This window comes from Yersinia sp. 2545 StPb PI, from assembly GCF_052217125.1.
Lineage (GTDB): Bacteria > Pseudomonadota > Gammaproteobacteria > Enterobacterales > Enterobacteriaceae > Yersinia > Yersinia enterocolitica_E.
Genome location: NZ_JAZGPY010000001.1, coordinates 4234864 through 4258750, shown reverse-complemented (window position 1 = coordinate 4258750; position 23887 = coordinate 4234864). Strand labels below are relative to the sequence as shown.

The following is a 23887-nucleotide window of genomic DNA, read 5'->3' as shown; positions in this document are numbered from 1 at the left end:
CTCTTTTTTAACTGTATTTACCCAAATTACTTGGCTTCTTCATCCGGGAATTTGGCAATAAAACCTTCCGCATCTTCCACCATGGATTTGGTACCGACAAAGAAAGGTGCGCGCTGATGCAGTTTCTCTGGCACGATATCCAAAATGCGGTTCACCCCATCCGTCGCCTTACCACCGGCTTGTTCTGCCAAGAAGGCCATAGGGTTGCATTCGTACAGTAAACGCAGTTTCCCTTGTGGGTGGCTAGCGGTGCTTGGGTAAATATAAATACCGCCTTTCAACAAGTTACGATGGAAGTCGGCAACCAGTGAACCAATGTAGCGTGAGGTATACGGGCGCTTGGTGGCTTCGTCTTGCTCCTGGCAGTACTTGATGTATTTCTTCACACCCAATGGGAATTTAATGTAGTTCCCTTCGTTGATGGAATACATGCAACCGGTTGCGGGATAACGCACTTTTTCGCCGGATAAACAGAAAACGCCCAACGACGGATCATAAGTGAAAGTATGGACACCGTAACCTGTGGTATAGACCAGCATAGTTGAAGAACCGTAGACGACATAACCTGCGGCAACTTGTTTAGTGCCAGGTTGCAGGAAGTCAGCTTCGGTAATCGGAGTACCAAATGGGGTAATGCGGCGATAGATGGAGAAAATAGTACCGACGGATACATTCACATCGATATTTGAAGAACCATCCAGCGGATCCATCAGAACGACATATTTGGCATTTTCTGCCCGGCCACCATCAAAGATAACAATATCATCTTCTTCTTCGGAGGCGATACCGGCAACTTCGCCACGCGCTTTTAGGGCCGCTTTTAATTTTTCATTGGCAAACAAGTCCAGTTTCATCTGGTCTTCGCCCTGAATATTGGAAACACCGCTGGCACCTAAAATATCAACCAGACCTGCTTTGTTGATATCGCGATGAATAATCTTCGCGCCGAGTTTGATTGCTGAAAGTAATGCAGTTAATTCGCCGGTGGCGTGAGAGAAGTCTAGCTGTTTCTCAACGATGAATTCGCCTAACGTTTTCATGACTCAATCCCTGGATCTACGGTTAAATATCGATTTATTAACAAACAACACACCTGATGGCAGCAGTGTAGCCCAAAGGTGAGAATGATTCATAGGCAATTCCATTTCTTCTCTTTGATTCTGAGCGGTAGAATGGTTACAAACTCGAAGCTTATTAATACGGAAAATTTATGCGCATTCACATATTAGGTATCTGCGGCACTTTTATGGGCGGCCTGGCAATGCTGGCCCGCTCATTAGGTCATGAAGTGACAGGAGCGGATGCTAACGTGTATCCACCAATGAGCACGTTGCTGGAGAATCAAGGGATCGATTTAATTCAGGGATATGACCCAACTCAACTGAGTCCCACCCCGGATTTAGTGATCATTGGTAATGCCATGAGCCGTGGTAACCCTTGTGTTGAAGCAGTATTAGAGCAAGGCATCCCTTATGTTTCCGGCCCACAATGGTTACATGACCATGTATTGCCAGAGCGCTGGGTATTAGCGGTGGCGGGTACCCACGGTAAAACCACCACTGCGGGCATGGTGACCTGGATTCTGGAAGCCTGTGGTTATGAACCCGGATTCGTCATTGGCGGAGTGCCGGGTAATTTTGATGTATCAGCACGTTTAGGTAATAGCCCATTCTTTGTCATTGAAGCTGATGAATATGATTGCGCCTTCTTTGATAAGCGCTCTAAGTTTGTTCACTACAGCCCAAGAACGCTGGTTATGAATAACCTTGAGTTCGATCATGCGGATATTTTTGACGATCTGAAAGCTATCCAGAAGCAATTCCATCATCTGGTACGTTTAGTGCCAGGGAAAGGGAAAATCATCGTGCCGGATAATGATAATCACCTGAAGCAAGTGATGGCGATGGGCTGCTGGAGTGAGCAAGAGTTGGTCGGCGAAACTGGCAGTTGGTCGGCGCGCAAAGTATCGACCGATGCCAGTGTTTATGAAGTGTTCCTTGATAATAAATTAGTGGGCGAGGTCAGTTGGTCACTGGTGGGTGAACACAATATGCATAACGGTTTGATGGCGATCGCTGCCGCCCGTCATGTCGGGGTTTTACCCGCCGATGCTTGCAAGGCACTGGGTGATTTTATTAATGCTCGTCGCCGGCTGGAATTGCGGGGTGAAGCTCATGGTGTCACGGTTTATGATGATTTTGCTCACCATCCAACCGCTATTCTTGCCACTCTGGCGGCACTGCGCAGTAAAGTGGGTGGAACTGCGCGTATTTTGGCTGTTTTAGAGCCACGCTCTAACACCATGAAATTAGGGCTATGTAAAAATGAGTTAGCACCTTCATTAGGCCGTGCGGATGAAGTGTTCCTGTTCCAGCCGCAGCATATCCCTTGGCAGGTAGTGGAAGTGGCCGAAGCTTGTATTCAGCCTGCACATTGGAGTGCTGATATTGATGCGTTAGTCGATATGATCGTGAAAACAGCACAACTGGGCGATCACATTCTAGTGATGAGTAACGGTGGTTTTGGTGGGATTCATAACAAATTGCTGAGCGCTTTGGATAAAAAAGCGGAGCAATAAGCTCTATCGCAGGATTAAGTCGGATAAAAAAAGCCCCCGCGATAGCGGGGGTAAAGGGTTCGTCGGATAGACGAGGGATTATTCGGATGTGAGCTGACTTCAGCCAATACTTTGTTGCAATCAATACTCTATTCAATAAGCTAAAAATTAGTATTTATCTTTATTTTCAGTCTATTGAATAAATTATCAAGGTACGAAAGTATGCCCCTCTGAGCGGGGCATTTACTTTCACTGCTGGCGCTTAATCTTATTTGTAAATCTTAGCTGTGGCGTGCCAACCATTGTCTTGATGCATACCAATGATTTTGTATGCCGTAGCGCCTTCACTATCAGCTTTTTTCGCGATGGCCTGCTCAATATCAGAAGGAGCACCGGTAATCGCGCTCACACTGACTGCGCCTAAATCAGTCATTTTGCTTGCTTGGGCGGCATTGATTGATTCCGCAGCAGATGCGCCGAAAGCAACAACAGAAAGTAAACTCAGGGCTGCCAGAGTAGTTTTGATTTTCATGATTTTTCCTTAATCAGATTCAACAATCCAAAAGTACTTTTAATGATTCTGGTACTTTTAGTTTATTGTTTTTACTGTTTATTTAATTTTTTTCGATTTGGGCTTCACGCCATTTTTGATCTATCTATTGCGAATTACTGGTAAATCTTGGCAGTGGCATGCCAGTTATTTTCTTCTCGCACTTCGATCACTTTGTAAGCTTTAGCGCCCATAGCATCAGCTTTATCAGACAGCGCCTGACGAATATCGGATGGTGCGCCGTTAAGGCCACTGACGGTAATGGTGCCCATTGGTTGTAATTTTTCAGCCTGACTCTCATTGATAGAATCCGCTGCAAAAACACCAAATGACAGTGCAGAGAGAATGCTGGCAGTTGCGATGGTAGTTTTAATATTCATGTTATTGCCTCTATTTATTCTTTATCACTTCGCATGAAGTGTGATTTACGTCACGAAAATGAGTATACATCTAGTAACTGAGAATATTAATAGCAAGCTAATAATATTTAAGGTCACTTTATCGCTAGTGACTACTTTTTAAGAACTAAAAGGAATAAAAAGTGATTAAAAAACAGCACGTTCAAGTAAAAACTTAATGTTTTCAATTGAGTAAGCGTTTTTGACTAAAAGTGCGTTAGTCAGTGGTAGGTTTGACTGTAAGGGAGAGATAAGCAGAATTATTTTGTGGTTTAGACCGAAATCAGTAGTTATATGCCCTGGTTAAAGGCTATGAAGGTATGATTAATCGGATAACGGTGACAGGGATACAGTGCGGCGCAGAAGGCCGCATCTATATACATCAGACATAAAGATGTGGAATTAAAGCTCTTGTTCGAATAGCCCAAGAATGGCTTCATGCAGTTGTTTAACCGTAAAACCTCTGGCAGGCGTTGTGAAAATGGTATCGTCACCAGCAATACTGCCTAAGATCCCTTCAGCCTTACCTAATGAATCCAGCAGGCGGGCGATCAGCTGTGCCGCACCAGGGCTGGTATTAATCACAACGACTGAATCATTATAATCGACATCCAAGACCAGATTTTTTAGTGGGCTACTGGTTGTTGGCACCCCCAATTCTGCGGGTAAGCAGTAAACCATCTCCATTTTGGCATTACGCGTTCTAACCGCACCGAATTTGGTTAGCATACGTGAAACTTTGGATTGGTTGATATTTTCGAAGCCTTCTTCCTGCAAGGCCAAAACGATCTCACCTTGAGAACTGAATTTCTCTTCTTTCAATAACGCTTTAAACGCTTTGATAAGATCTTCTTGTTTTGCGGGATTACGCATTTTCTATGCCTTGATCAGTCAATAGTGAATAGGATTATTATGCATATAAATGAATTTTTATTCAACATGACTATGGAGTATTGGCGATAAAAGCACTGATATCAAGGTGTGGTGAAATTTTCACATCATCTTACTGTTACGATTATGCTAAATCAGTTTTTATCAACATTCGGCGCGAGTAACTAAAATGTTATTAAAATGATGTTGTTCTGATGTAACAGAAGGGTGTAATGTAACCGCCGATTAACCTGTCATGAATACTTCAGTAAATTTTAGAATAATGTGCGCTATATCATTAATGAATAAGCGATTTACTCTAAAATGCATACGTCTTATGCGCCTTTTTGATGCGTGATATCTCAATCTGACTGTTAATAGATTGTGTTTAAAATCACAATAAATTAAGGTGCCTAAATAGATGAATTCACGGCAAATTTAAATTAAATATAAAAAGGAGTATAGGATGAAAGTTGCAGTTCTCGGTGCCGCTGGTGGTATCGGCCAGGCCCTCGCTCTTCTACTCAAGACCCAGCTTCCTTCAGGTTCAGACCTCTCATTATATGATATCGCGCCAGTGACTCCCGGTGTTGCGGTTGACCTGAGCCATATCCCGACCGCTGTTAATATTAAAGGCTTCAGCGGCGAAGATGCTACCCCAGCCCTTAAAGGGGCCGATATTGTTCTGATTTCTGCGGGTGTTGCACGTAAACCGGGCATGGATCGTTCAGATCTGTTCAATGTTAATGCTGGCATCGTCCGTAATCTGGTTGAGCAAATCGCGCGTACTTGCCCGAAAGCATTAATCGGTATCATTACCAACCCAGTTAACACGACAGTAGCGATCGCCGCAGAAGTACTGAAAAAAGCCGGTGTTTACGACAAGAATAAATTATTTGGCATTACGACACTGGATACCATTCGCTCTAATACCTTTGTTGCTGAACTGAAAGGTAAGCAACCTCAAGATATCGAAGTGCCGGTTATCGGTGGCCACTCTGGTGTTACCATTTTGCCATTGTTGTCACAAATTCCAGGCATTAGCTTTACCGAGCAAGAAGTGGCTGACCTGACTAAACGTATCCAGAATGCGGGTACTGAAGTTGTTGAAGCAAAAGCCGGTGGCGGGTCAGCGACTCTATCTATGGGGCAGGCTGCGGCACGTTTTGGTCTTTCTCTGGTTCGTGCTCTACAAGGCGAAAGCAATGTTGTTGAATGTTCTTACGTTGAAGGCGACGGTAAATATGCCCGTTTCTTTGCTCAGCCAATCCTGTTAGGTAAAGAGGGTGTTGCTGAACGTAAAGACATTGGCAAATTGAGTGCGTTTGAACAGCAAGCGCTAGAAAGCATGCTTGATGTATTGCACAAAGATATTGAGTTGGGCGAGCAGTTCGTCAATAACAAGTAGTAGCAGGGGCTTAAAGCTGCCCCTGAGATAATATTATCAACCGCCGAAGCTATGCATCGGCGGTTTTTTTATGCCCGAAGAATAGCCGGCCGTATCCTCACTTTTCGGTCAAGAAGAACCCCTGTTTTCGGATCAAAATAGCGTGTTGGCCAAATTTCGGAAGGATGAATCTCTAAACATTCGGCAATCAACCATTCCCCCTTTGGCCAAGAACGAGTTAACGCATTGGCAAGAGTCGAGGAACTTAACCCTGCCTCACGAGAGAGGGCGGCTAAAGTTGTGCCTTTTTTACGTAGTGCGGCAATAATGTCTGCTGGGTGCCAATCAGATTTCCTTAAAATCATCTTTAATCCTTTTTTTTCTAAGCAGCTGACGTGTTAGTGATATAAATAACAGTACATTGTTAATCGTACTGTGAACAGAAAGTGACCATTTAGAAAGATCATACCATTTATTTTCTAAAAGATTTTAAATGTTTTCTAAATATTCCTTTTTTGTGTCACAACGCATATTAGGAAGCAACACCATGAAAAAAGAGTGGTTTGCCGCTAAGGAACTGGCAGGTCTTGAGGGATTACCCTCATCACCACAAGGCATTAACCTCATGGCGAAACGTGAGGGATGGGAACAGCGCCGTCGTCGTGGCGTTCAAGGGAAGGCGGTGGAGTATCATGTTGAAAGTTTACCTTCCACCATACTGAATTCATTACATTTAAGAGAAGAGCCGGCACAGTATACGCCAGCACGGCAAGACCCATTAGCCCTATGGATAGAGGCTTACTATCGTTTTACGGAGGCTGAACGGGAGCAGATTATTACCTTTATTTTTCGTGAAGGAGCTAAAAGCCTGATCGAGCAATTGAGAATCGATTAAGCCCGCCAGATGTGCACTTTGTGCCAGGAAATTGCTACAGCAGCTCATTGATAGAGAATGGATATGAAAAAACAATGGATTACCGCTGCTGAGCTTATTGGTATTGGCGGGTTGCCTAACACGCCTGCAGGGGTTAATGGTCGAGCCAGAAAGGAAGGTTGGGAACGCAGACGTAAACTTGGGGTGCAGGGAAAGGCGGTAGAATACGCTATCGAGGGGCTACCATCTGATGTACTGTGTGTTTTACGCTTGAAAGAAACCCCCCCGGAATATGTTGTGCAGCGCAATGACCCATTGGCTATATGGATTGAAGCTTACAATCAACTCACTGATGCTGAGCGCTCGCGAGCTATTGCATTTTTGCTGCGGGAAGGGGTAGGAACACTGATGAAACGTTTGGATTAATAGCAGAAAAGATAAACCCGGGCGGTAAAGCGCGGGTTTCTTAATGATTTCTCAAAAGGTGCGTTGTACGGCAATGTGCGCTAAACCCTCAAGAGCCAGGCGGTATTCACTTTCAGGGAGAATCTGTAACGCAGCAATGGCTTTGTCGGCCTCTTCCTCTGCACGCCGACGGGTATAGTCAAGTGAGCCACACTGCTGCATTGCAGCCAATACGGGTTCGAGTAAATGGCGGCCATTGCCTTGTTCAATTGCTTGTCGAATCATGGCTGCTTGTTCCACGGTGCCATTACGCATGGCATGCAGTAGGGGCAATGTAGGTTTACCTTCATTGAGGTCGTCACCGGTATTCTTACCCAAAGTGGTGCCATCAGAGCTGTAATCGAGCAGGTCATCAATTAGCTGGAATGCAGTACCCAGATAACGGCCATAATTCTGTAACGCTAACTCCTGCGTTTCAGTAGCATCCGCCAGCACGGCCGCAGATTGTGAAGCTGCCTCAAACAAGCGAGCCGTTTTGCTGTAAATAACCTGCATATAGTTTTCTTCAGTGATGTCTGGGTTATTACAGTTCATTAACTGTAAGACTTCACCTTCAGCAATAACGTTTGTGGCTTCTGACATCAAAGTAAGAACGCGCAGTGATTCGAGGCCGGTCATCATCTGGAATGAGCGCGTATAGATATAGTCGCCCACCAATACACTGGCGGCATTACCAAATGCCGCATTAGCCGTCGCTTTACCACGGCGCATATCAGATTCATCGACCACATCATCATGCAGCAAGGTTGCTGTGTGGATAAATTCAATCAATGCCGCGACGGTGATATGCTTACTGCCCTGGTAGTGCAACGCACGGGCCACCAAAACGGCGATCATAGGGCGAATTCGTTTCCCGCCACCACTGATAATGTAATGGCCCAATTGATTGATGAGAACAACATCAGAGTTCAACTGGTCGAGAATTGTTGTGTTTACTGCCGCCATATCCGGCGCGGTTAACTCGATAATCTTTTCTAGGTTCATTGTTATATTCAGCTGTTTTTCTCTTTAACTGCGATGAGATTACCGCCCACATTATTACATGACGTTCCCTGAGACTATGATTGTACTTGAAAAATCCATCAAATAAACATGATGTAAGAAACTGTGCTTTTTTTCTTCGCTTGGGCTGATTATATACTTGTCATTCACTACATTTTTGCGTAGAATTCGCGCCCTATTGTGAATATTTATAGTGCGCTCTGGACTACAAAAGTGGAGTGCACGGAAAGCGGAGTTTTATATGTACGCGGTTTTCCAAAGTGGTGGTAAACAACACCGAGTAAGCGAAGGTCAAACCATTCGCCTGGAAAAGCTGGACATCGCAACTGGTGAAACTGTTGAGTTTGACCAAGTTCTGATGATTGCTAACGGTGAAGAAATCAATATCGGCGCTCCTTTAGTCGATGGTGGCAAGATCAAGGCTGAAGTAATTGCTCACGGTCGTGGCGAGAAGATTAAGATTGTTAAATTCCGTCGTCGTAAGCATTACCGTAAGCAGCAAGGTCATCGTCAGTGGTTCACTGATGTTAAAATCACCGGTATCAGCGCTTAAGATTTAGGAGAGCGGATAAATGGCACATAAAAAGGCTGGTGGCTCGACTCGTAACGGTCGTGACTCCGAAAGTAAACGTCTTGGCGTAAAACGTTTTGGCGGCGAAGCAGTTCTGGCAGGCAGCATCATCGTTCGTCAACGTGGAACTAAGTTCCATGCAGGCACCAACGTAGGTTGCGGTAAAGACCATACTCTGTTTGCTTTGGCTGACGGTAAAGTCAAGTTCGAAGTTAAAGGCCCGAAAAACCGTAAATTTATCAGCATCGAAGCTGTATAAGTTTTTCGCGTCCTGTAAATAGATGTAAGCCCTGCAATTTCGTTGCGGGGCTTTTTACATTTCAGGGTTAACCCCTTCGGTAAAAAATGGATACGAAGCAGCAGGCTGGTTTAGGTATTTTTTTGGCACTAACCACTGCCGTATTCTGGGGTGCCTTGCCGATCGCAATGAAGCAAGTGCTTGAGGTGATGGAGCCTTTTACCATTGTTTGGTATCGCTTCACGATGGCGGCTATCGGCTTGGGGATTATTCTGGCTTCGCGTCGTCAGCTACCCTCGCTTAAACTTTTTCGCCAACGTCGCTGGCTGGTATTACTGATAGTTGCGACGTGTGGCCTACTGGGGAATTTCATCTTCTTCAGTTCATCATTACAATATCTAAGTCCGACGGCATCCCAGGTTATCGGGCAATTATCACCAGTCGGTATGATGGTTGCCAGTGTGCTGATTTTAAAAGAGCGGATGCGCATTACCCAGGTTATTGGTGCGGGTATGCTGATTTGTGGCTTGTTGTTATTTTTTAATACCAGTCTGCATGAAATCTTTACCCGTTTGACTGATTATACGCTTGGCGTGGCATTGGGAGTCTGTGCAGCGGTTGTTTGGGTCAGCTATGGTGTCGCCCAGAAGGTGCTATTAAGGCGTATGGCATCGCAACAAATTCTATTATTGTTGTACACTTTATGTGCAATTGCATTATTCCCAATGGCGAAACCAGCCGTTATTTTTCAGCTAAATGGGTGGCAGTTTGCCTGTTTACTATTTTGTGGGGTTAATACCCTAGTGGGTTACGGTGCTTTGGCTGAGGCCATGGCGCGCTGGCAGGCAGCTCAGGTAAGCGCACTTGTCACATTGACACCGTTGTTTACCTTGTTTTTTTCAATTCTATTGGCGCTGGCCTGGCCAGAAATGTTTGCCGCACCGTCCCTCAATCTTGTGGGATACGCAGGCGCATTCGTGGTAGTGGCCGGCGCAATGTTTTCCGCAATTGGACATCGTTGGTGGCCACGTCGGACAGAAATAAACCTGGTTGCTCCGCAAAAGCAGCGGCCCGGTGAATGATTTACGGAGAAAGTAAATGAAGTTTGTTGATGAAGCTACGATTTTGGTTGTAGCCGGTGACGGTGGTAACGGTTGTGTCAGCTTCCGCCGCGAAAAATATATCCCTAATGGTGGCCCTGATGGTGGTGATGGTGGTGATGGCGGCGATATTTACCTGCTGGCCGATGAAAACCTTAACACGCTGATTGATTACCGTTTTGTGAAGTCTTTCCGTGCTGAACGTGGGCAGAATGGCCAGAGCCGTGACTGTACCGGCAAACGTGGTAAAGATATCACCATTAAAGTCCCGGTTGGTACCCGCGTACTGGATCAGGGAACGGGTGAGATTGTGGGTGATATGACCCGCCATGGTCAGGTTCTGATGGTCGCGAAAGGGGGGTTCCATGGGTTAGGGAACACTCGATTCAAATCATCGGTAAACCGTGCGCCACGCCAGAAAACCATGGGTACTGAAGGCGAAACACGTGAATTGATGCTTGAGTTGTTGCTGCTGGCTGATGTGGGGATGTTAGGTTTGCCAAACGCGGGTAAATCCACCTTTATTCGTGCGGTCTCTGCGGCTAAACCAAAAGTAGCCGATTATCCATTTACGACATTGATCCCAAGTCTGGGTGTTGTACGAATGGATCATGAGCAGAGCTTTGTGGTTGCCGATATTCCCGGTTTGATCGAAGGCGCATCAGACGGTGCTGGTCTGGGTATTCGCTTCCTGAAGCATCTGGAACGTTGTCGTGTACTGTTGCACTTGGTTGATCTGGCTCCGATCGATGAATCAGATCCGATTGAGAATGCCAAAGTCATCGTTAATGAGTTACAGCAATACAGCGAAAATCTTGCAGAGAAGCCACGCTGGCTTGTTTTCAATAAGATTGACCTGATAGGTACAGAAGAAGCTGAGGTTCGCGCTAAAGCCATTGTAGAAGCGCTGGGATGGGAAGATAAGTACTACATGATTTCCGCAGCAAATCGCGACAATGTAAACGCGCTGTGCTGGGATGTCATGAAATTCCTCAACACCCAACCTAAAGCTATGGCCATTGCAGAAAGTGCACCAGAAAAAGTTGAATTCATGTGGGATGATTATCACCGTGAACAACTGGCTGAAGTGGAAGCGGCAGCGGTAGAAGAAGATGACGACGATTGGGATGAGGAAGATGATGACGGCGTAGAGTTTATCTACGAACGTTAAATTTCCGGTTGTTGTGAGTCATAACGTTGTTATGAGTATAAATGAGGGCTGCCACTTCACCTGTGGCGGCCCTTTTATTTGAACACCTAATGGGCGACACTAGCTAAATGGAGGTAACGCCGTGCCATGGGTGACGGCAGGTATCCAGCATTGCGCCTGCAGTCCTGAACGGTCTGGGCGGTTCTCCAGTGTTAACCTGCCTTGGTGCAGTTGCACAATACGGATCACGATATTTAGCCCTAACCCACTGCCGCCATAGCGTTGATCCATACGACGAAACGCTTGAGTCAATTCACCCGCCTGTTCTGGTTTTATTCCCGGCCCTTCATCCATCACTTGCAGAATGGCACCCAAGTTTTCAGTAACGAGTTTGACTGAAATCTGGCTACCAACCGGGCTATAACGATGGGCATTTTCAACCAGATTTCGCAACATCAGGCGCAGCAGCGTGGCGTCACCTTCTGTCTTGGCATAAGGCGGGAATTCCCATTGGATAGTTTGTTGCCGAAGATCACACATTTCCTGTAATTCATCTTGCAGTGGCTGCACCACATTTTCAGTCCAATCAAGAGATTGATATAGGCCACTAGCAAAATTTTGGCCTGCTCTGGATAGTGTCAGTAACTGTTCAATAGTATGCATCAATAAGTCGATGCGACTAATCAATGATTTACTTTCAGTGATCCCTTGTTGTTCCATCAACTCAAGGTGCAGACGAATCCCGGCCAGAGGTGTGCGTAACTCATGTGCGGCATCGGCAGTGAACAGGCGTTCTTGCGCAATAGTATTAGAGAGCCGGAATAACAACTGGTTAAGTGTCGATGTTACAGAGACGATTTCTTGCATATCGCTCTTAACAATCACTGGGGTGAGATTATCGGCTGAACGTTCAGCCAGCTTTTTTTGCAATTGATCAAGTGGACGAATAATCCAACTGATCGCCCAGAAAGAGAGCAAAAGGGTGATGGCCATCATGATGAGCGACGGCGCAAGCAGTGATGCAATGGCTTCCGCTATTTCCGTATCAACCCGCTCATTACGCGCTTGTGCGCTAAGGGTTTCATCAACCAGGAAGCTGATTTGTTCCTGACTTTCATGCCATAACCAAAAGGCACTAATCAACTGGGTAACCAATAATATTAACGCCAGCATTAAAATCAGACGGCGTCGCATACTGATCATGATTGTGCCTCCAGACGATAGCCAATACCCCTTACGGTACGAATACGATCTTTGCCTAATTTGCGGCGAAGATTATGGATATGCACTTCTAGCGTGTTGGAGCCGAGATCATCATTCCAGGTATACAGATCCTGCTGTAATAACTCACGGTTAACGGTTTGGCCGGCCCGCATAATTAAGCGCGAGAGGATCGCAAACTCTTTGGGTGTGATTTCCAGCGGCTGATCCTGCAAACAGACTTGCTGTGTTGATAAGTTAAGGCTCAGGTCATCTTGTTGCACCAAATTGTCACTTTGCCCCTGATAACGACGAATCAATGCGCGAACGCGTGCCAGTAACTCGGCTAACGCGAAAGGTTTGATAAGGTAATCGTCAGCACCGGCATCCAGCCCGTCAACCCGATCTTCCAGTGCATCACGGGCGGTGAGGATAAGTACCGGTAAGGTGACATGCTGGCGCCGCCATTGACGCAACAACACGGCACCATCTTGATCCGGCAGGCCGAGATCGAGGATTACCATGCTGTACTGACTGGTGTGTAATAAACTGTGCGCTTCGGCTGCGGTACCGGCACAGTCACAGGCATAGCCCTGATTGGTCAGGGCCATAGCTATCCCGCGTTGCAGCAGTTCATCATCTTCAACAATCAGTAGTTTCATAATTTTTAATTATTCTGATAGATGTCTTTATACAGGCGGCTTTCGAAGCGAACCAAAGGTGCCCGACGATTTTTTTGATCTTCAGGTGGTACGGCGTAACCCGACAAGAATTGGACAAATGCCATGCGCTGCCCACTGGCGGTAGTAATAAATCCGGCCAGATTGTATACGCCTTGTAGTGCCCCGGTTTTGGCCGAAACTTTGCCATCAACACCCGCTTCATGCAGGCCACCACGATAACGTAATGTACCGTCATAGCCCGATAATGGCAGCATTGAGATAAAATTAAGTTCTTGATCATGTTGAGCTATATATTGCAAAGCTTGCATCATGGTTGCCGGCGAAATGAGATTATGACGTGACAAACCCGACCCATCCACGACAATACTGTTCCCCAGATCCACACCGGCCTTCTGGCGCAGAACCTGACGTACCGCATCGGCACCAGCGCGCCATGTGCCCGGTACACCAAATCGCTGATGACCAATGGTCCTGAACACGGTATCGGCAATCATGTTGTCAGACTTTTTCAACATGATTTTCAGTAAGTCATGTAACGGTGCTGACTGTGCTTGGGCTAGCACGGTGCCAGCGGCATTGGGGGTCGTCTGCCGGCGTAGGCTGCCGTCAATCTGAATATCCGCTTTTTTTAGTTCATCTTTCAAGATGGCACCGGCATAGCTGGCACCATTTTGTACTGCAAAGGCCAGAGGCAGCGGTTCACTGCGTTGTGTCAGGCATCCGGTAAGCGTGAATCGGTTTAATTCGCCTGGAACGACATCTAACTCGCAATATTGCGCATCTGGTGAACCTTTAGCTAAAGTACGTACTTCACTGAACATCTGCACCGGATAATAGGATGCAACTCGGATAAATGCCATGTCGCCCGGATTAGGCGCGCTGTATAGTGAGACTGAAAAACAGTTACGATCGACAATGGCCGCCGCAGGTGGGGCACTAAAACATTGTGTCATATCGTTCCACGGCCAACCGGGTGCTTTGTCGTGGCTGGCAAAAACCGACGTATCAATGATCAAATCACCTGCAACTTGTTTTACACCGGCTTTTCTTAGCGTAGCCACCATATTACGCAACTGCTGGCGTGTTAAAGTGGGGTCACCGTCAAAACGTGCAATTAAATTGCCGCGCAACACACCGTCGGTGATCGGGCCGTGACTTTCTAGTGTGGTATTGAAGCGAAAATCAGGTCCAAGCTGTAGCAAAGCGGCCAATGCGGTCAGGACTTTTTGCGTACTGGCGGGTAAGGCCATCTGCTGAGCGTGATAGTCTATTGCTGGAGTCGTAGCCCCGATTTTTTGTACTACTAACGCAAGATTTGCCCCATCAGGCAGATACTGTGTGTAATTTTCGACCTGAGCCGCATTGGCGTTAGATATGCTGATATTGATCGCAATAGCACAGGCCAATCCACTGACAATTCGTGAAAAATGCATAATTTCGGTATAACTGCTGAATAACGTGTTGCCATACTACGGTGCAACGAGGGCGAAAGTAAACGATGACCCTAAAGGAACTCTACGTTAAAATGCATATCAAAATGCAGAATTGATCCTGACTTGGGGTTTTGGCTCCGGGGTGATTTTTTTTGTTTATCGCCTGGAGGCGTGTAGGCTATCAAACTAGCCGCATTTTCATTCGAAAACGTTAGGATGACGGTTTTTTGAACAGGATAGATTTAGAGGTATTTAAAAGATGAAACAGATTCCGATGACGGTAAATGGCGCAGAGAAACTGCGTGAAGAGCTGGATTTTTTAAAAGGCGTTCGTCGCCCTAAAATTATTGCTGATATCGCCACTGCCCGCGAACACGGTGACTTGAAAGAAAATGCGGAATATCATGCAGCCCGCGAGCAACAAGGGTTCTGTGAAGGCCGGATTCAAGAAATAGAAGCAAAACTCTCTAATGCGCAGGTGATTGATATCACCAGAATGCCTAATAATGGCCGCGTTATTTTTGGTGCCACGGTTCGTGTATTAAATGTGGATAGCGAAGAAGAGCAGCAATACCGGATTGTGGGTGATGATGAAGCGGATTTTAAACAAAATCTTATTTCGGTTAACTCACCTATCGCTCGTGGCCTGATTGGTAAGGAAGTCGATGACGTCGTTGTTATTCGAACTCCAGGCGGCGAAGTAGAATATGAAATTCTTAGCGTGGATTATGTGTAATACTTGTCCATCTGAGCAGCTATTACGCGTTATTTCTCAAAAATGAAGTTGTAAAGAAAAGTAAAAGGCCGCTTGCGGCCTTTTATCAGAACAAAGTGCATGGCACCTTTTCTCTAAAACAAGCGTCATTAACGCGGTAAAATAATTTTCCGCTCTTTCGCTGGGCGATAGAGCACTAAAATATTACCGATGATTTGGACGTTAACGGCACCGGTCTCACGCACGATGGCATCAGCAATTAGGGCTTTGGTTTCACGCTCTTCAGCAGTGATCTTCACCTTAATAAGTTCATGATGTTCCAGCGTTTGTTCGATTTCAGCCAGCACCCCTTCGGTTAACCCGTTATTGCCCAGCATGACTACTGGCTTTAATGGATGGGCCAGGCTTTTCAGGTGCTGTTTTTGTTTGTTATTCAGATTCATCGTCTTTTTTGCTTAAGTTGGGATTGAAAACGGTTCATTCTACCGCCATCTCATGTGTATCACCAAATCGGTCTACGTCGATGGGGAGTTTACGCGAGCTAAGCAACAGATGCGCGGGCTCTTAATTAAGATAGTTGGAAAAAGAGATGTCTAATAAAAAGCGTTCGGCTAGCTCTAGTCGCTGGTTACAAGAACACTTTAGCGATAAATATGTAATTCAGGCACAGAAAAAGGGGCTACGCTCTCGCGCCTGGTTTAAACTTGATGAAATACAACAGAACGATAAACTTTTTAAACCCGGTATGACAGTAGTCGATTTAGGCGCTGCACCCGGCGGTTGGTCCCAATATGCAGTAACCCAAATAGGCGGTAAAGGGCGGGTCATCGCATGTGATCTTCTACCAATGGATCCTATCGTTGGTGTCGATTTCCTTCAGGGCGATTTTCGTGATGAACTAGTCCTGAAAGCTTTACTTGAGCGTGTTGGGGATAAAAAAGTTCAGGTGGTCATGTGTGATATGGCCCCGAATATGAGTGGTACTCCGGCAGTCGATATACCTAAATCAATGTATCTGGTTGAATTAGCTTTAGATATGTGTCGTGATGTACTTGCGCCAGGCGGAAGTTTCCTGGTGAAGGTGTTTCAGGGAGATGGCTTTGATGAATACCTACGGGAAATTCGCTCCCTGTTTACGAAAGTTAAGATTCGTAAGCCAGACGCTTCTCGTGCGCGATCGCGTGAAGTGTACATTGTAGCGACAGGGCGGAAACTGTAGTACCCTAACGCTGTTTGTTAACACAGTTGTAATATGAGGTTAATCCCTTGAGTGACATGGCGAAAAACCTAATTCTCTGGTTAGTTATTGCAGTCGTACTGATGTCTGTATTCCAGAGCTTTGGACCCAGCGAATCGAATGGCCGTAAAGTGGATTACTCTACTTTCATGTCCGACGTAACCCAAGAACAGGTTCGTGAAGCGCGTATTAATGGGCGTGAAATTAACGTCAGTAAGAAAGATAACAGCAAATATACGACTTTCATTCCGGTCAACGATCCAAAGCTGTTAGATACCTTATTGACTAAAAATGTGAAAGTTGTTGGTGAGCCACCGGAAGAGCCGAGCTTGCTGGCCTCTATCTTTATTTCCTGGTTCCCAATGTTGTTGTTGATTGGGGTCTGGATCTTCTTTATGCGTCAAATGCAAGGTGGCGGCGGCAAAGGGGCGATGTCCTTTGGCAAGAGCAAAGCCCGCATGCTGACAGAAGATCAAATAAAAACCTCTTTTGCTGATGTGGCCGGTTGCGACGAAGCAAAAGAAGAAGTCAGTGAATTGGTTGACTATCTGCGTGAGCCAAGCCGCTTCCAGAAACTGGGCGGTAAGATTCCGAAAGGCGTATTGATGGTTGGTCCTCCAGGGACAGGTAAAACCTTGCTGGCGAAAGCCATTGCAGGTGAAGCTAAAGTGCCATTCTTCACTATTTCTGGTTCTGACTTCGTAGAAATGTTCGTTGGTGTGGGTGCATCCCGTGTCCGTGACATGTTTGAGCAGGCTAAAAAAGCCGCACCTTGTATCATCTTTATCGATGAAATCGATGCGGTAGGCCGTCAACGTGGCGCTGGTTTGGGTGGTGGTCATGACGAACGTGAACAGACACTGAACCAAATGCTGGTTGAAATGGATGGCTTTGAAGGCAATGAAGGCATCATCGTCATCGCAGCAACTAACCGTCCAGACGTTCTTGACCCGGCGTTACTGCGTCCAGGTCGTTTTGACCGTCAGGTTGTGGTTGGTTTACCTGATGTCCGTGGTCGTGAACAGATTCTTAAAGTTCATATGCGCCGCGTGCCATTAGATACCGATATCGATGCTTCAGTTATTGCACGTGGTACACCAGGCTTCTCTGGTGCTGACCTGGCTAACCTGGTCAACGAAGCCGCGTTGTTTGCTGCTCGTGGTAACAAGCGTGTTGTTTCGATGGCTGAGTTTGAGAAAGCGAAAGATAAAATTATGATGGGTGCGGAACGTCGCTCCATGGTAATGACAGAAGCACAAAAAGAATCAACGGCTTATCATGAAGCAGGCCATGCGATCATCGGTCGTCTGGTACCTGAACATGACCCAGTACATAAAGTGACCATTATTCCCCGTGGTCGTGCGTTGGGTGTAACATTCTTCCTGCCGGAAGGTGATGCTATCAGCGCTAGCCGTCAGAAACTGGAAAGCCAGATCTCTACCTTATACGGTGGTCGTCTTGCTGAAGAGATCATTTACGGGCCGGAAAAAGTCTCTACCGGTGCATCGAATGATATCAAAGTTGCCACGTCTATCGCGCGTAACATGGTGACGCAGTGGGGCTTCTCCGAAAAACTGGGGCCGTTGCTGTATGCTGAAGAAGAAGGCGAGGTATTCCTTGGCCGTTCTGTGGCAAAAGCCAAGCATATGTCTGATGAAACTGCGCGTATTATCGATCAGGAAGTTAAGTTACTTGTCGAGCGTAACTATCAGCGTGCACGTACATTGCTGATGGAAAATATGGATGTTCTGCATACCATGAAAGATGCTTTGATGAAGTATGAAACGATTGATGCACCGCAGATTGATGATTTGATGAATCGCAAAGAAGTTCGCCCGCCAGCGGGCTGGGATGATGCGACCAAGAATAAATCATCTGACAATGACAGCACACCAAAGGCACCAACGCCGGTTGATGAGCCAAATGTACCAACGCCAGGCAATTCAAATACCATGTCAGAACAGTTGGGCGATAAGTAAGTCAACTGTTGGCATCTATACTCTAAATAATTCGAGTTGCAGGAAGGCGGCAAGTGAATGAATCCCGATGAGTTGACGCCAGTCAATGATTCGGGTGAGAGAGAGCAGCTAACGCACATGCAGCTTGAAGTATACCGAGTATAAAGCGTTGTGATTAATATAAACCTCGGGCTTGCCTGGGGTTTTTCTTTTTCTAAGATATAAAATTGACGTGAACTGCCACTTTTAAGGTGCGATGACATGCATTTAACTGCCAGAGATCGGGTTCTGGATCTCTCTCTCCCACACGTTATGGGTATCTTGAATGTCACCCCGGATTCGTTTTCGGATGGTGGACATCACAATAATATTGATAAAGCATTACAGCATGCCCAATTGATGTTATCAGCAGGTGCTACGCTGATTGATATTGGTGGCGAGTCCACCCGCCCTGGCGCTGCACAAGTGAGTGAGCAGGAGGAGCTTGATCGGGTAGTGCCAGTTGTCGAGGCATTAGCCAAGCGCTTTGATACTTGGTTATCTGTAGATACCTCTAAAGCGGCGGTTATCACTGAATCTGCTCAAGCTGGTGCCCATCTGATTAATGATATCCGCTCATTACAAGAGCCAGGTGCGCTCGACGCTGCGGCAAAAACCGGTCTGCCGGTGTGCCTGATGCATATGCAGGGGCAACCGCAAAGTATGCAGCAGTCACCGCATTACGATGATTTACTGGCTGATGTAAACCAGTTCTTTGAATACCATATTGCTCGCTGTGTTGCGGCCGGTATCGCAAAAAGTAAATTGTTACTCGACCCAGGCTTCGGTTTCGGCAAAAATTTGGCGCATAATTACCAGTTATTGGCGCGACTGGCTGAACTGCATCATTTTGGGTTGCCATTGTTAGTGGGAATGTCGCGAAAATCGATGGTGGGTCAGCTATTACATGTTCCGCCACAACAGCGGGTCATCGGGAGTGTCGCTTGTGCTGTCATTGCCGCTATGCAAGGCGCACAGATTGTCCGAGTGCATGATGTCAAAGAAACTGTCGAGGCGATGCGTATCGTCGAGGCAACACTTTCAGCGAAGGGATAAATAAAAATTATGAGTAACCGTAAATACTTTGGTACAGATGGCATTCGCGGCAAAGTGGGTGAGAGTCCGATTACGCCTGATTTTGTATTAAAGCTCGGCTGGGCTGCCGGTAAGGTTCTGGCTCGACATGGTTCTCGTAAAATTATCATCGGTAAAGATACGCGTATTTCCGGCTACATGCTGGAATCGGCGCTGGAAGCCGGCTTGGCCGCCGCTGGGCTATCGGCATCATTTACCGGCCCGATGCCGACCCCTGCTGTTGCTTATCTGACCCGAACTTTCCGCGCTGAAGCGGGTATTGTTATTTCAGCGTCCCATAACCCTTTCGAAGATAATGGCATTAAATTCTTCTCAATTGATGGCACCAAACTGCCTGATGATGTGGAGGAGGCCATTGAAGCAGAAATGGAAAAACCATTAACCTGCGTTGAATCTGCCGAATTGGGTAAAGCTAACCGTATCGTGGATGCGGCCGGGCGCTACATTGAGTTCTGTAAAGGCACATTCCCGAGCGAACTTAGCCTGAAAGAGTTAAAAATTGTGGTCGATTGCGCCAATGGTGCCACCTATCACATCGCTCCAAGTGTATTACGTGAACTCGGGGCAAATGTTATCACCATCGGCTGTGAACCTGATGGCATGAATATCAATGAAGAATGTGGTGCCACGGATGTTCGCTTGCTGCAAGCGCGTGTGCTGGCTGAAGATGCACATGTTGGCCTGGCATTTGACGGTGATGGTGACCGCTTGATGATGGTTGACCATCTGGGCAACAAGGTTGATGGCGACCAGATTTTGTATATCATCGCGCGCGAAGGCTTGCGTCAGGGTCAACTGAAAGGCGGTGCGGTTGGTACGCTAATGAGTAACATGGGTTTACAGCTGGCTCTAAAAGAACTGGGTATTCCGTTTGTTCGTGCCAAAGTGGGTGACCGCTACGTACTGGAAGCCATGCAAGAGAAAGGCTGGCGCATTGGTGCTGAAAACTCAGGTCATGTAATTTTACTGGATAAAACTACCACCGGTGACGGCATTGTTGCTGGTTTGCAAGTGCTTACTGCTATGGTACGTAATCACATGAGCCTGCATGATTTATGCAGTGGCATGAAGCTATTGCCACAAATCCTGGTGAACGTACGTTTCTCTGGTGAACACAATCCTCTTAAATCTGAGGCAGTTGAAGAAGTGACTCGCCAGGTTGAAAAAGAATTGGGTGATCGTGGCCGCGTTCTGTTGCGTAAATCAGGTACCGAACCATTAATCCGCGTGATGGTTGAAGGTGATGCTGAAGAATCATTGATTGCTGAAATGGCAAACCGGATCGCAGATGCGGTGAAAGCGGCAGGTTAATGGTGCTTTTATGGGGGAGGGCGTGACTCTTTCCCCCATAAATTGCGCTGAAGTTGAATAACTTGACGCTTTTTTCTGCAAATGAACTCGTGTTGTGAAATTGCCCTTGCGTGTACTATGCGCTTTGGTTAGTATTCACACCCGCTTAAGTGGGTGAATAAGTCCCCGCTGATGGGTGAAAAGCATTTGGCATGCGGTGAATCCGCAAGGATACAGGTACAACTATGTACGAAGCTCTTCTGGTATTTTTCTTGCTGATTTCGATTGGGCTAGTTGCTCTGATCATGTTGCAGCAAGGTAAAGGCGCGGATATGGGAGCCTCATTCGGAGCAGGTGCGTCTGCAACTCTGTTCGGTTCGAATGGTTCCGGTAACTTTATGACTCGCATGACGGCTTTATTGGCGACGCTGTTCTTCGTCATTAGCTTGATTCTGGGCAATATGAGCACCAACCAGGGCCATACAGGCAGCGAGTGGGAAAACTTGGGTACGCCTGCAAAAACTGAGCAGACTACAGCTCCAGTAGCACCAGCTAAGCCAAGTAGCGATATCCCGCAGTAATGTTTTGCCAGCAGTAAGTAGTAACGATAGAAAAAAGTTTTAAAATGGTTGTGACGACTTAAATAGTAAAAACAACCAGTTGAATCAGTGCCGGGGTGGTGGAATTGGTAGACACGCTACCTTGAGGTGGTAGTGCCCGATTGGGCTTACGGGTTCAAGTCCCGTCCTCGGTACCAAATCAGTCAGATAACTTGCTTTTTTGTCGTTATCAACGTAATATTTGCCACGTTTTCGGACGCGGGGTGGAGCAGCCTGGTAGCTCGTCGGGCTCATAACCCGAAGGTCGTCGGTTCAAATCCGGCCCCCGCAACCACTTTCCTAAAGTGTTTTTTTTCAAATGTTGTATTCGGTAGACCTCAGATACTTTCGATTTCAATTTGAAAAAAATACTTGTCAGAAAGTTGTACCGAAGCCGCTTTGCGGCAAACAGGGTCCAGTTGCATAAAGCCCCGAATTTCGGGGTTTTTTGTTATTTGACAGCAGAATCACTGGGCTATTAGGCCCTTTTTTTATGTCTTGGGGGTGGGCTTGTCCACATTAGAACAAAAGTTAACAGAGATAATTTCAGCACCGGTTGAGGCTTTAGGCTATGAATTAGTCGGCATCGAGTTCATCCGGGGGCGCCAATCGACGCTACGAATCTATATTGATAGTGACGACGGAATCACTGTTGATGCTTGTGCTGATGTCAGCCACCAGGTCAGCGCTGTATTGGACGTAGAAGATCCAATTACGGTCGCTTACAACTTAGAAGTTTCCTCTCCGGGCCTTGATCGCCCTATGTTCACCGCTGAACACTATACTCGTTACCTCGGTGAAGAAGTCACTTTGGTTTTGCGTATGGCAATGCAGAACCGCCGTAAATGGCAGGGCATTATTAAAGCCGTTGATGGTGAAATGATCACGGTTACTGTGGATGGAAAAGATGAAGTGTTCGCGCTGAGCAACATCCAGAAAGCGAACCTGGTACCCCACTTTTAAAGTTTGGATGAGGCAACTAGGATGAACAAAGAGATTCTGGCTGTTGTAGAAGCAGTTTCCAATGAGAAATCCCTTCCGCGCGAGAAGATTTTTGAGGCGTTGGAAACCGCTCTAGCGACAGCGACCAAGAAAAAATACGAACAAGAAATTGAAGTTCGCGTCAGCATCGACCGTAAAACCGGTGATTTCGACACTTTCCGCCGTTGGGTCGCAGTTGACGAAGTTACCATGCCAACGCGTGAAATCACGTTGGATGCGGCTCAATATGAAGATCCAACCCTCCAGTTGGGTGATTATGTCGAAGACCAGATTGAATCTGTTACTTTTGACCGTATCACAACCCAAACAGCTAAACAGGTCATCGTACAGAAAGTACGTGAAGCCGAACGTGCTATGGTGGTTGATCAGTTCCGTCAGTATCTGGGCGAAATTGTTACCGGTGTGGTGAAAAAAGTTAACCGTGACAGTATTGCACTGGATCTGGGTAACAATGCTGAAGCCGTTATTGGCCGTGAAGACATGCTACCGCGTGAAAACTTCCGTCCAGGCGACCGTATCCGTGGTGTTCTGTATGACGTGCGTCCAGAAGCTCGCGGTGCTCAGTTGTTTGTCAGCCGTTCACGTCCTGAAATGCTGATCGAACTGTTCCGTATTGAAGTGCCAGAAATTGGCGAAGAATTGATCGAAATTAAAGCTGCCGCCCGTGATCCTGGCTCGCGTGCTAAAATTGCGGTCAAAACCAACGACAAACGTATCGATCCAGTCGGTGCTTGTGTCGGTATGCGTGGTGCCCGAGTTCAGGCTGTTTCCAGCGAGCTTGGCGGCGAGCGCATTGATATTGTATTGTGGGATGATAATCCAGCCCAGTTTGTTATTAATGCCATGGCGCCAGCTGATGTTGCGTCTATTGTGGTTGATGAAGACAGACACACGATGGATGTTGCCGTTGAAGCCAGCAACTTGGCACAGGCAATTGGCCGTAACGGCCAGAACGTACGTTTAGCAGCACAACTGAGTGGCTGGGAACTGAACGTAATGACGGCGGACGATCTTCAGGCGAAGCATCAGGCCGAAGCTCATGCCGCTATTGATACCTTCACCAAATATCTTGATATCGATGAGGACTTTGCCACCATATTGGTAGAGGAAGGTTTCTCTTCTCTGGAAGAATTGGCTTACGTGCCAATGAAAGAACTTCTGGAAATCGACGGTCTTGACGAAGATACGGTTGAAGCGCTGCGTGATCGCGCCAAAGCTGCATTGACCACGCTGGCCCTGGCACAAGAAGAAAGTCTTGGCGACCAAAAACCCGCTGATGATCTGCTGAACCTGGCGGGTCTGGAACGTAGCATGGCATTCAAATTGGCTGCGCGCGGTGTGTGTACGCTGGAAGATCTTGCCGAGCAGGGTATCGACGATCTGGCAGATATTGAAGGGCTTAGCGATGAGCAAGCCGGCGAGCTGATTATGGCCGCACGTAATATCTGTTGGTTTGGCGATAACGCGTAATAAA

Annotated in this window: 26 protein-coding genes and 2 tRNA genes; 18 read left to right on the top strand and 10 right to left on the bottom strand. The window is 46.8% G+C overall.

All coding sequences use genetic code 11. The features are described from left to right. Positions 1–26: 26 nt before the first annotated feature. Positions 27–1040, bottom strand: coding sequence for a class 1 fructose-bisphosphatase (gene fbp / locus V1955_RS19785; RefSeq protein ID WP_083160935.1), 1014 nt, complete (start codon positions 1038–1040; stop codon positions 27–29). A 170-nt stretch (positions 1041–1210) separates the two neighbouring features. Here fbp and mpl point away from each other — a divergent pair, with 170 nt between their 5' ends. Next, a complete protein-coding gene (gene mpl, locus V1955_RS19780) occupies positions 1211–2578 on the top strand; it encodes a UDP-N-acetylmuramate:L-alanyl-gamma-D-glutamyl-meso-diaminopimelate ligase (RefSeq protein ID WP_442821313.1) in 1368 nt (455 codons plus the stop codon). A gap of 247 nt (positions 2579–2825) precedes the next feature. Here mpl and V1955_RS19775 read toward each other — a convergent pair whose 3' ends face one another. The 3 genes from V1955_RS19775 to argR form a co-directional block, all read right to left on the bottom strand. Next, positions 2826–3089, bottom strand: coding sequence for a YdgH/BhsA/McbA-like domain containing protein (locus V1955_RS19775; protein WP_083160931.1), 264 nt, complete (start codon positions 3087–3089; stop codon positions 2826–2828). Between the two features lie 134 nt (positions 3090–3223). Further along, positions 3224–3487, bottom strand: a complete 264-nt coding sequence (gene yhcN, locus V1955_RS19770; protein ID WP_083160929.1) for a peroxide/acid stress response protein YhcN — start codon at positions 3485–3487, stop codon at positions 3224–3226. A 420-nt stretch (positions 3488–3907) separates the two neighbouring features. Continuing rightward, on the bottom strand, positions 3908–4378 hold the full coding sequence (argR, locus tag V1955_RS19765) for a transcriptional regulator ArgR (RefSeq protein WP_004707043.1): 471 nt from the start codon (positions 4376–4378) through the stop codon (positions 3908–3910). A gap of 463 nt (positions 4379–4841) precedes the next feature. Here argR and mdh point away from each other — a divergent pair, with 463 nt between their 5' ends. Further along, entirely contained in the window at positions 4842–5783 is a 942-nt protein-coding gene (mdh, locus tag V1955_RS19760; RefSeq protein WP_083160927.1) for a malate dehydrogenase, read from the top strand. Positions 5784–5851: 68 nt separating this feature from the next. Here the strand turns inward: mdh and V1955_RS19755 are convergent, their stop codons facing one another. After that, positions 5852–6127 carry a helix-turn-helix domain-containing protein gene (locus V1955_RS19755; RefSeq protein WP_442821312.1) on the bottom strand — a complete coding sequence of 92 codons (276 nt, stop codon included), beginning with the start codon at positions 6125–6127 and terminating at the stop codon, positions 5852–5854. A gap of 182 nt (positions 6128–6309) precedes the next feature. Here V1955_RS19755 and V1955_RS19750 point away from each other — a divergent pair, with 182 nt between their 5' ends. Together V1955_RS19750 and V1955_RS19745 are read left to right on the top strand one after the other, a co-directional pair. Then, entirely contained in the window at positions 6310–6657 is a 348-nt protein-coding gene (locus tag V1955_RS19750; protein ID WP_372568581.1) for a DNA-binding protein, read from the top strand. Between the two features lie 63 nt (positions 6658–6720). After that, positions 6721–7062 carry a DNA-binding protein gene (locus tag V1955_RS19745; protein ID WP_372568582.1) on the top strand — a complete coding sequence of 114 codons (342 nt, stop codon included), beginning with the start codon at positions 6721–6723 and terminating at the stop codon, positions 7060–7062. Between the two features lie 51 nt (positions 7063–7113). Here the strand turns inward: V1955_RS19745 and ispB are convergent, their stop codons facing one another. After that, entirely contained in the window at positions 7114–8085 is a 972-nt protein-coding gene (gene ispB / locus V1955_RS19740) for an octaprenyl diphosphate synthase (protein WP_442821311.1), read from the bottom strand. 259 nt (positions 8086–8344) lie between these two features. Between ispB and rplU the strand changes: the two genes are divergently transcribed. The 4 genes from rplU to cgtA all read left to right on the top strand — a co-directional run bounded on the left by rplU (position 8345) and on the right by cgtA (position 11183). Then, a complete protein-coding gene (gene rplU, locus V1955_RS19735) occupies positions 8345–8656 on the top strand; it encodes a 50S ribosomal protein L21 (RefSeq protein ID WP_005186422.1) in 312 nt (103 codons plus the stop codon). 19 nt (positions 8657–8675) lie between these two features. After that, entirely contained in the window at positions 8676–8933 is a 258-nt protein-coding gene (rpmA, locus tag V1955_RS19730) for a 50S ribosomal protein L27 (RefSeq protein ID WP_083160917.1), read from the top strand. A gap of 86 nt (positions 8934–9019) precedes the next feature. Further along, positions 9020–9994, top strand: coding sequence for a DMT family transporter (locus V1955_RS19725; protein ID WP_083160915.1), 975 nt, complete (start codon positions 9020–9022; stop codon positions 9992–9994). A gap of 16 nt (positions 9995–10010) precedes the next feature. Next, positions 10011–11183 (top strand): Obg family GTPase CgtA, encoded by a 1173-nt coding sequence (cgtA, locus tag V1955_RS19720; protein WP_083160913.1) that lies wholly within the window; start codon positions 10011–10013, stop codon positions 11181–11183. Positions 11184–11282: 99 nt separating this feature from the next. Here cgtA and pmrB read toward each other — a convergent pair whose 3' ends face one another. Genes pmrB through dacB form a run of 3 tightly spaced genes read right to left on the bottom strand, consistent with a single transcriptional unit; the run spans position 11283 to position 14478 of the window. Next, complete coding sequence (gene pmrB, locus V1955_RS19715) at positions 11283–12365, bottom strand: two-component system sensor histidine kinase PmrB (protein ID WP_083160911.1); 1083 nt, start codon at positions 12363–12365, stop codon at positions 11283–11285. Then, complete coding sequence (gene pmrA / locus V1955_RS19710) at positions 12362–13024, bottom strand: two-component system response regulator PmrA (protein WP_083160909.1); 663 nt, start codon at positions 13022–13024, stop codon at positions 12362–12364. The genes pmrB and pmrA overlap by 4 nt, the downstream gene beginning before the upstream one ends. A gap of 5 nt (positions 13025–13029) precedes the next feature. After that, positions 13030–14478, bottom strand: coding sequence for a serine-type D-Ala-D-Ala carboxypeptidase (gene dacB, locus V1955_RS19705; protein WP_083160907.1), 1449 nt, complete (start codon positions 14476–14478; stop codon positions 13030–13032). Between the two features lie 259 nt (positions 14479–14737). Here dacB and greA point away from each other — a divergent pair, with 259 nt between their 5' ends. Beyond that, positions 14738–15214, top strand: coding sequence for a transcription elongation factor GreA (greA, locus tag V1955_RS19700; protein WP_005186441.1), 477 nt, complete (start codon positions 14738–14740; stop codon positions 15212–15214). A 128-nt stretch (positions 15215–15342) separates the two neighbouring features. Here the strand turns inward: greA and yhbY are convergent, their stop codons facing one another. Beyond that, entirely contained in the window at positions 15343–15636 is a 294-nt protein-coding gene (gene yhbY, locus V1955_RS19695; RefSeq protein ID WP_004389225.1) for a ribosome assembly RNA-binding protein YhbY, read from the bottom strand. Between the two features lie 146 nt (positions 15637–15782). Between yhbY and rlmE the strand changes: the two genes are divergently transcribed. From rlmE to nusA, 9 genes are all read left to right on the top strand, one after another. Next, positions 15783–16412 (top strand): 23S rRNA (uridine(2552)-2'-O)-methyltransferase RlmE, encoded by a 630-nt coding sequence (rlmE, locus tag V1955_RS19690; RefSeq protein WP_083160905.1) that lies wholly within the window; start codon positions 15783–15785, stop codon positions 16410–16412. 56 nt (positions 16413–16468) lie between these two features. Continuing rightward, positions 16469–18409 (top strand): ATP-dependent zinc metalloprotease FtsH, encoded by a 1941-nt coding sequence (gene ftsH / locus V1955_RS19685; RefSeq protein ID WP_083160903.1) that lies wholly within the window; start codon positions 16469–16471, stop codon positions 18407–18409. Positions 18410–18649: 240 nt separating this feature from the next. Continuing rightward, on the top strand, positions 18650–19483 hold the full coding sequence (folP, locus tag V1955_RS19680; protein ID WP_083160901.1) for a dihydropteroate synthase: 834 nt from the start codon (positions 18650–18652) through the stop codon (positions 19481–19483). 9 nt (positions 19484–19492) lie between these two features. Next, positions 19493–20833, top strand: a complete 1341-nt coding sequence (gene glmM, locus V1955_RS19675) for a phosphoglucosamine mutase (protein WP_083160899.1) — start codon at positions 19493–19495, stop codon at positions 20831–20833. 224 nt (positions 20834–21057) lie between these two features. After that, a complete protein-coding gene (gene secG / locus V1955_RS19670) occupies positions 21058–21393 on the top strand; it encodes a preprotein translocase subunit SecG (protein ID WP_005186467.1) in 336 nt (111 codons plus the stop codon). Between the two features lie 89 nt (positions 21394–21482). Further along, positions 21483–21569: transfer RNA gene (locus V1955_RS19665), tRNA-Leu, on the top strand. A gap of 60 nt (positions 21570–21629) precedes the next feature. Then, positions 21630–21706, top strand: a tRNA-Met gene (locus tag V1955_RS19660). Positions 21707–21921: 215 nt separating this feature from the next. After that, positions 21922–22374 carry a ribosome maturation factor RimP gene (rimP, locus tag V1955_RS19655; RefSeq protein WP_002222054.1) on the top strand — a complete coding sequence of 151 codons (453 nt, stop codon included), beginning with the start codon at positions 21922–21924 and terminating at the stop codon, positions 22372–22374. 21 nt (positions 22375–22395) lie between these two features. Then, positions 22396–23883 carry a transcription termination factor NusA gene (gene nusA / locus V1955_RS19650; RefSeq protein WP_083160895.1) on the top strand — a complete coding sequence of 496 codons (1488 nt, stop codon included), beginning with the start codon at positions 22396–22398 and terminating at the stop codon, positions 23881–23883. The last annotated feature ends 4 nt before the right edge of the window (positions 23884–23887 follow it).

What these genes read in the sequence shown, in the direction of transcription:
- V1955_RS19750 (WP_372568581.1), top strand. Translation starts at nt 6,310, where the DNA reads ATGAAAAAAGAGTGGTTTGCCGCTAAGGAACTGGCAGGTCTTGAGGGA.
- nusA (WP_083160895.1), top strand. Translation starts at nt 22,396, where the DNA reads ATGAACAAAGAGATTCTGGCTGTTGTAGAAGCAGTTTCCAATGAGAAA.
- greA (WP_005186441.1), top strand. Translation starts at nt 14,738, where the DNA reads ATGAAACAGATTCCGATGACGGTAAATGGCGCAGAGAAACTGCGTGAA.
- rpmA (WP_083160917.1), top strand. Translation starts at nt 8,676, where the DNA reads ATGGCACATAAAAAGGCTGGTGGCTCGACTCGTAACGGTCGTGACTCC.
- mpl (WP_442821313.1), top strand. Translation starts at nt 1,211, where the DNA reads ATGCGCATTCACATATTAGGTATCTGCGGCACTTTTATGGGCGGCCTG.
- fbp (WP_083160935.1), bottom strand. Translation starts at nt 1,040, where the DNA reads ATGAAAACGTTAGGCGAATTCATCGTTGAGAAACAGCTAGACTTCTCT.
- pmrB (WP_083160911.1), bottom strand. Translation starts at nt 12,365, where the DNA reads ATGATCAGTATGCGACGCCGTCTGATTTTAATGCTGGCGTTAATATTA.
- pmrA (WP_083160909.1), bottom strand. Translation starts at nt 13,024, where the DNA reads ATGAAACTACTGATTGTTGAAGATGATGAACTGCTGCAACGCGGGATA.
- ftsH (WP_083160903.1), top strand. Translation starts at nt 16,469, where the DNA reads ATGGCGAAAAACCTAATTCTCTGGTTAGTTATTGCAGTCGTACTGATG.
- folP (WP_083160901.1), top strand. Translation starts at nt 18,650, where the DNA reads ATGCATTTAACTGCCAGAGATCGGGTTCTGGATCTCTCTCTCCCACAC.
- argR (WP_004707043.1), bottom strand. Translation starts at nt 4,378, where the DNA reads ATGCGTAATCCCGCAAAACAAGAAGATCTTATCAAAGCGTTTAAAGCG.
- rplU (WP_005186422.1), top strand. Translation starts at nt 8,345, where the DNA reads ATGTACGCGGTTTTCCAAAGTGGTGGTAAACAACACCGAGTAAGCGAA.
- yhcN (WP_083160929.1), bottom strand. Translation starts at nt 3,487, where the DNA reads ATGAATATTAAAACTACCATCGCAACTGCCAGCATTCTCTCTGCACTG.
- cgtA (WP_083160913.1), top strand. Translation starts at nt 10,011, where the DNA reads ATGAAGTTTGTTGATGAAGCTACGATTTTGGTTGTAGCCGGTGACGGT.
- V1955_RS19745 (WP_372568582.1), top strand. Translation starts at nt 6,721, where the DNA reads ATGAAAAAACAATGGATTACCGCTGCTGAGCTTATTGGTATTGGCGGG.
- V1955_RS19755 (WP_442821312.1), bottom strand. Translation starts at nt 6,127, where the DNA reads ATGATTTTAAGGAAATCTGATTGGCACCCAGCAGACATTATTGCCGCA.
- dacB (WP_083160907.1), bottom strand. Translation starts at nt 14,478, where the DNA reads ATGCATTTTTCACGAATTGTCAGTGGATTGGCCTGTGCTATTGCGATC.
- glmM (WP_083160899.1), top strand. Translation starts at nt 19,493, where the DNA reads ATGAGTAACCGTAAATACTTTGGTACAGATGGCATTCGCGGCAAAGTG.
- secG (WP_005186467.1), top strand. Translation starts at nt 21,058, where the DNA reads ATGTACGAAGCTCTTCTGGTATTTTTCTTGCTGATTTCGATTGGGCTA.
- V1955_RS19725 (WP_083160915.1), top strand. Translation starts at nt 9,020, where the DNA reads ATGGATACGAAGCAGCAGGCTGGTTTAGGTATTTTTTTGGCACTAACC.
- V1955_RS19775 (WP_083160931.1), bottom strand. Translation starts at nt 3,089, where the DNA reads ATGAAAATCAAAACTACTCTGGCAGCCCTGAGTTTACTTTCTGTTGTT.
- yhbY (WP_004389225.1), bottom strand. Translation starts at nt 15,636, where the DNA reads ATGAATCTGAATAACAAACAAAAACAGCACCTGAAAAGCCTGGCCCAT.
- mdh (WP_083160927.1), top strand. Translation starts at nt 4,842, where the DNA reads ATGAAAGTTGCAGTTCTCGGTGCCGCTGGTGGTATCGGCCAGGCCCTC.
- rlmE (WP_083160905.1), top strand. Translation starts at nt 15,783, where the DNA reads ATGTCTAATAAAAAGCGTTCGGCTAGCTCTAGTCGCTGGTTACAAGAA.
- ispB (WP_442821311.1), bottom strand. Translation starts at nt 8,085, where the DNA reads ATGAACCTAGAAAAGATTATCGAGTTAACCGCGCCGGATATGGCGGCA.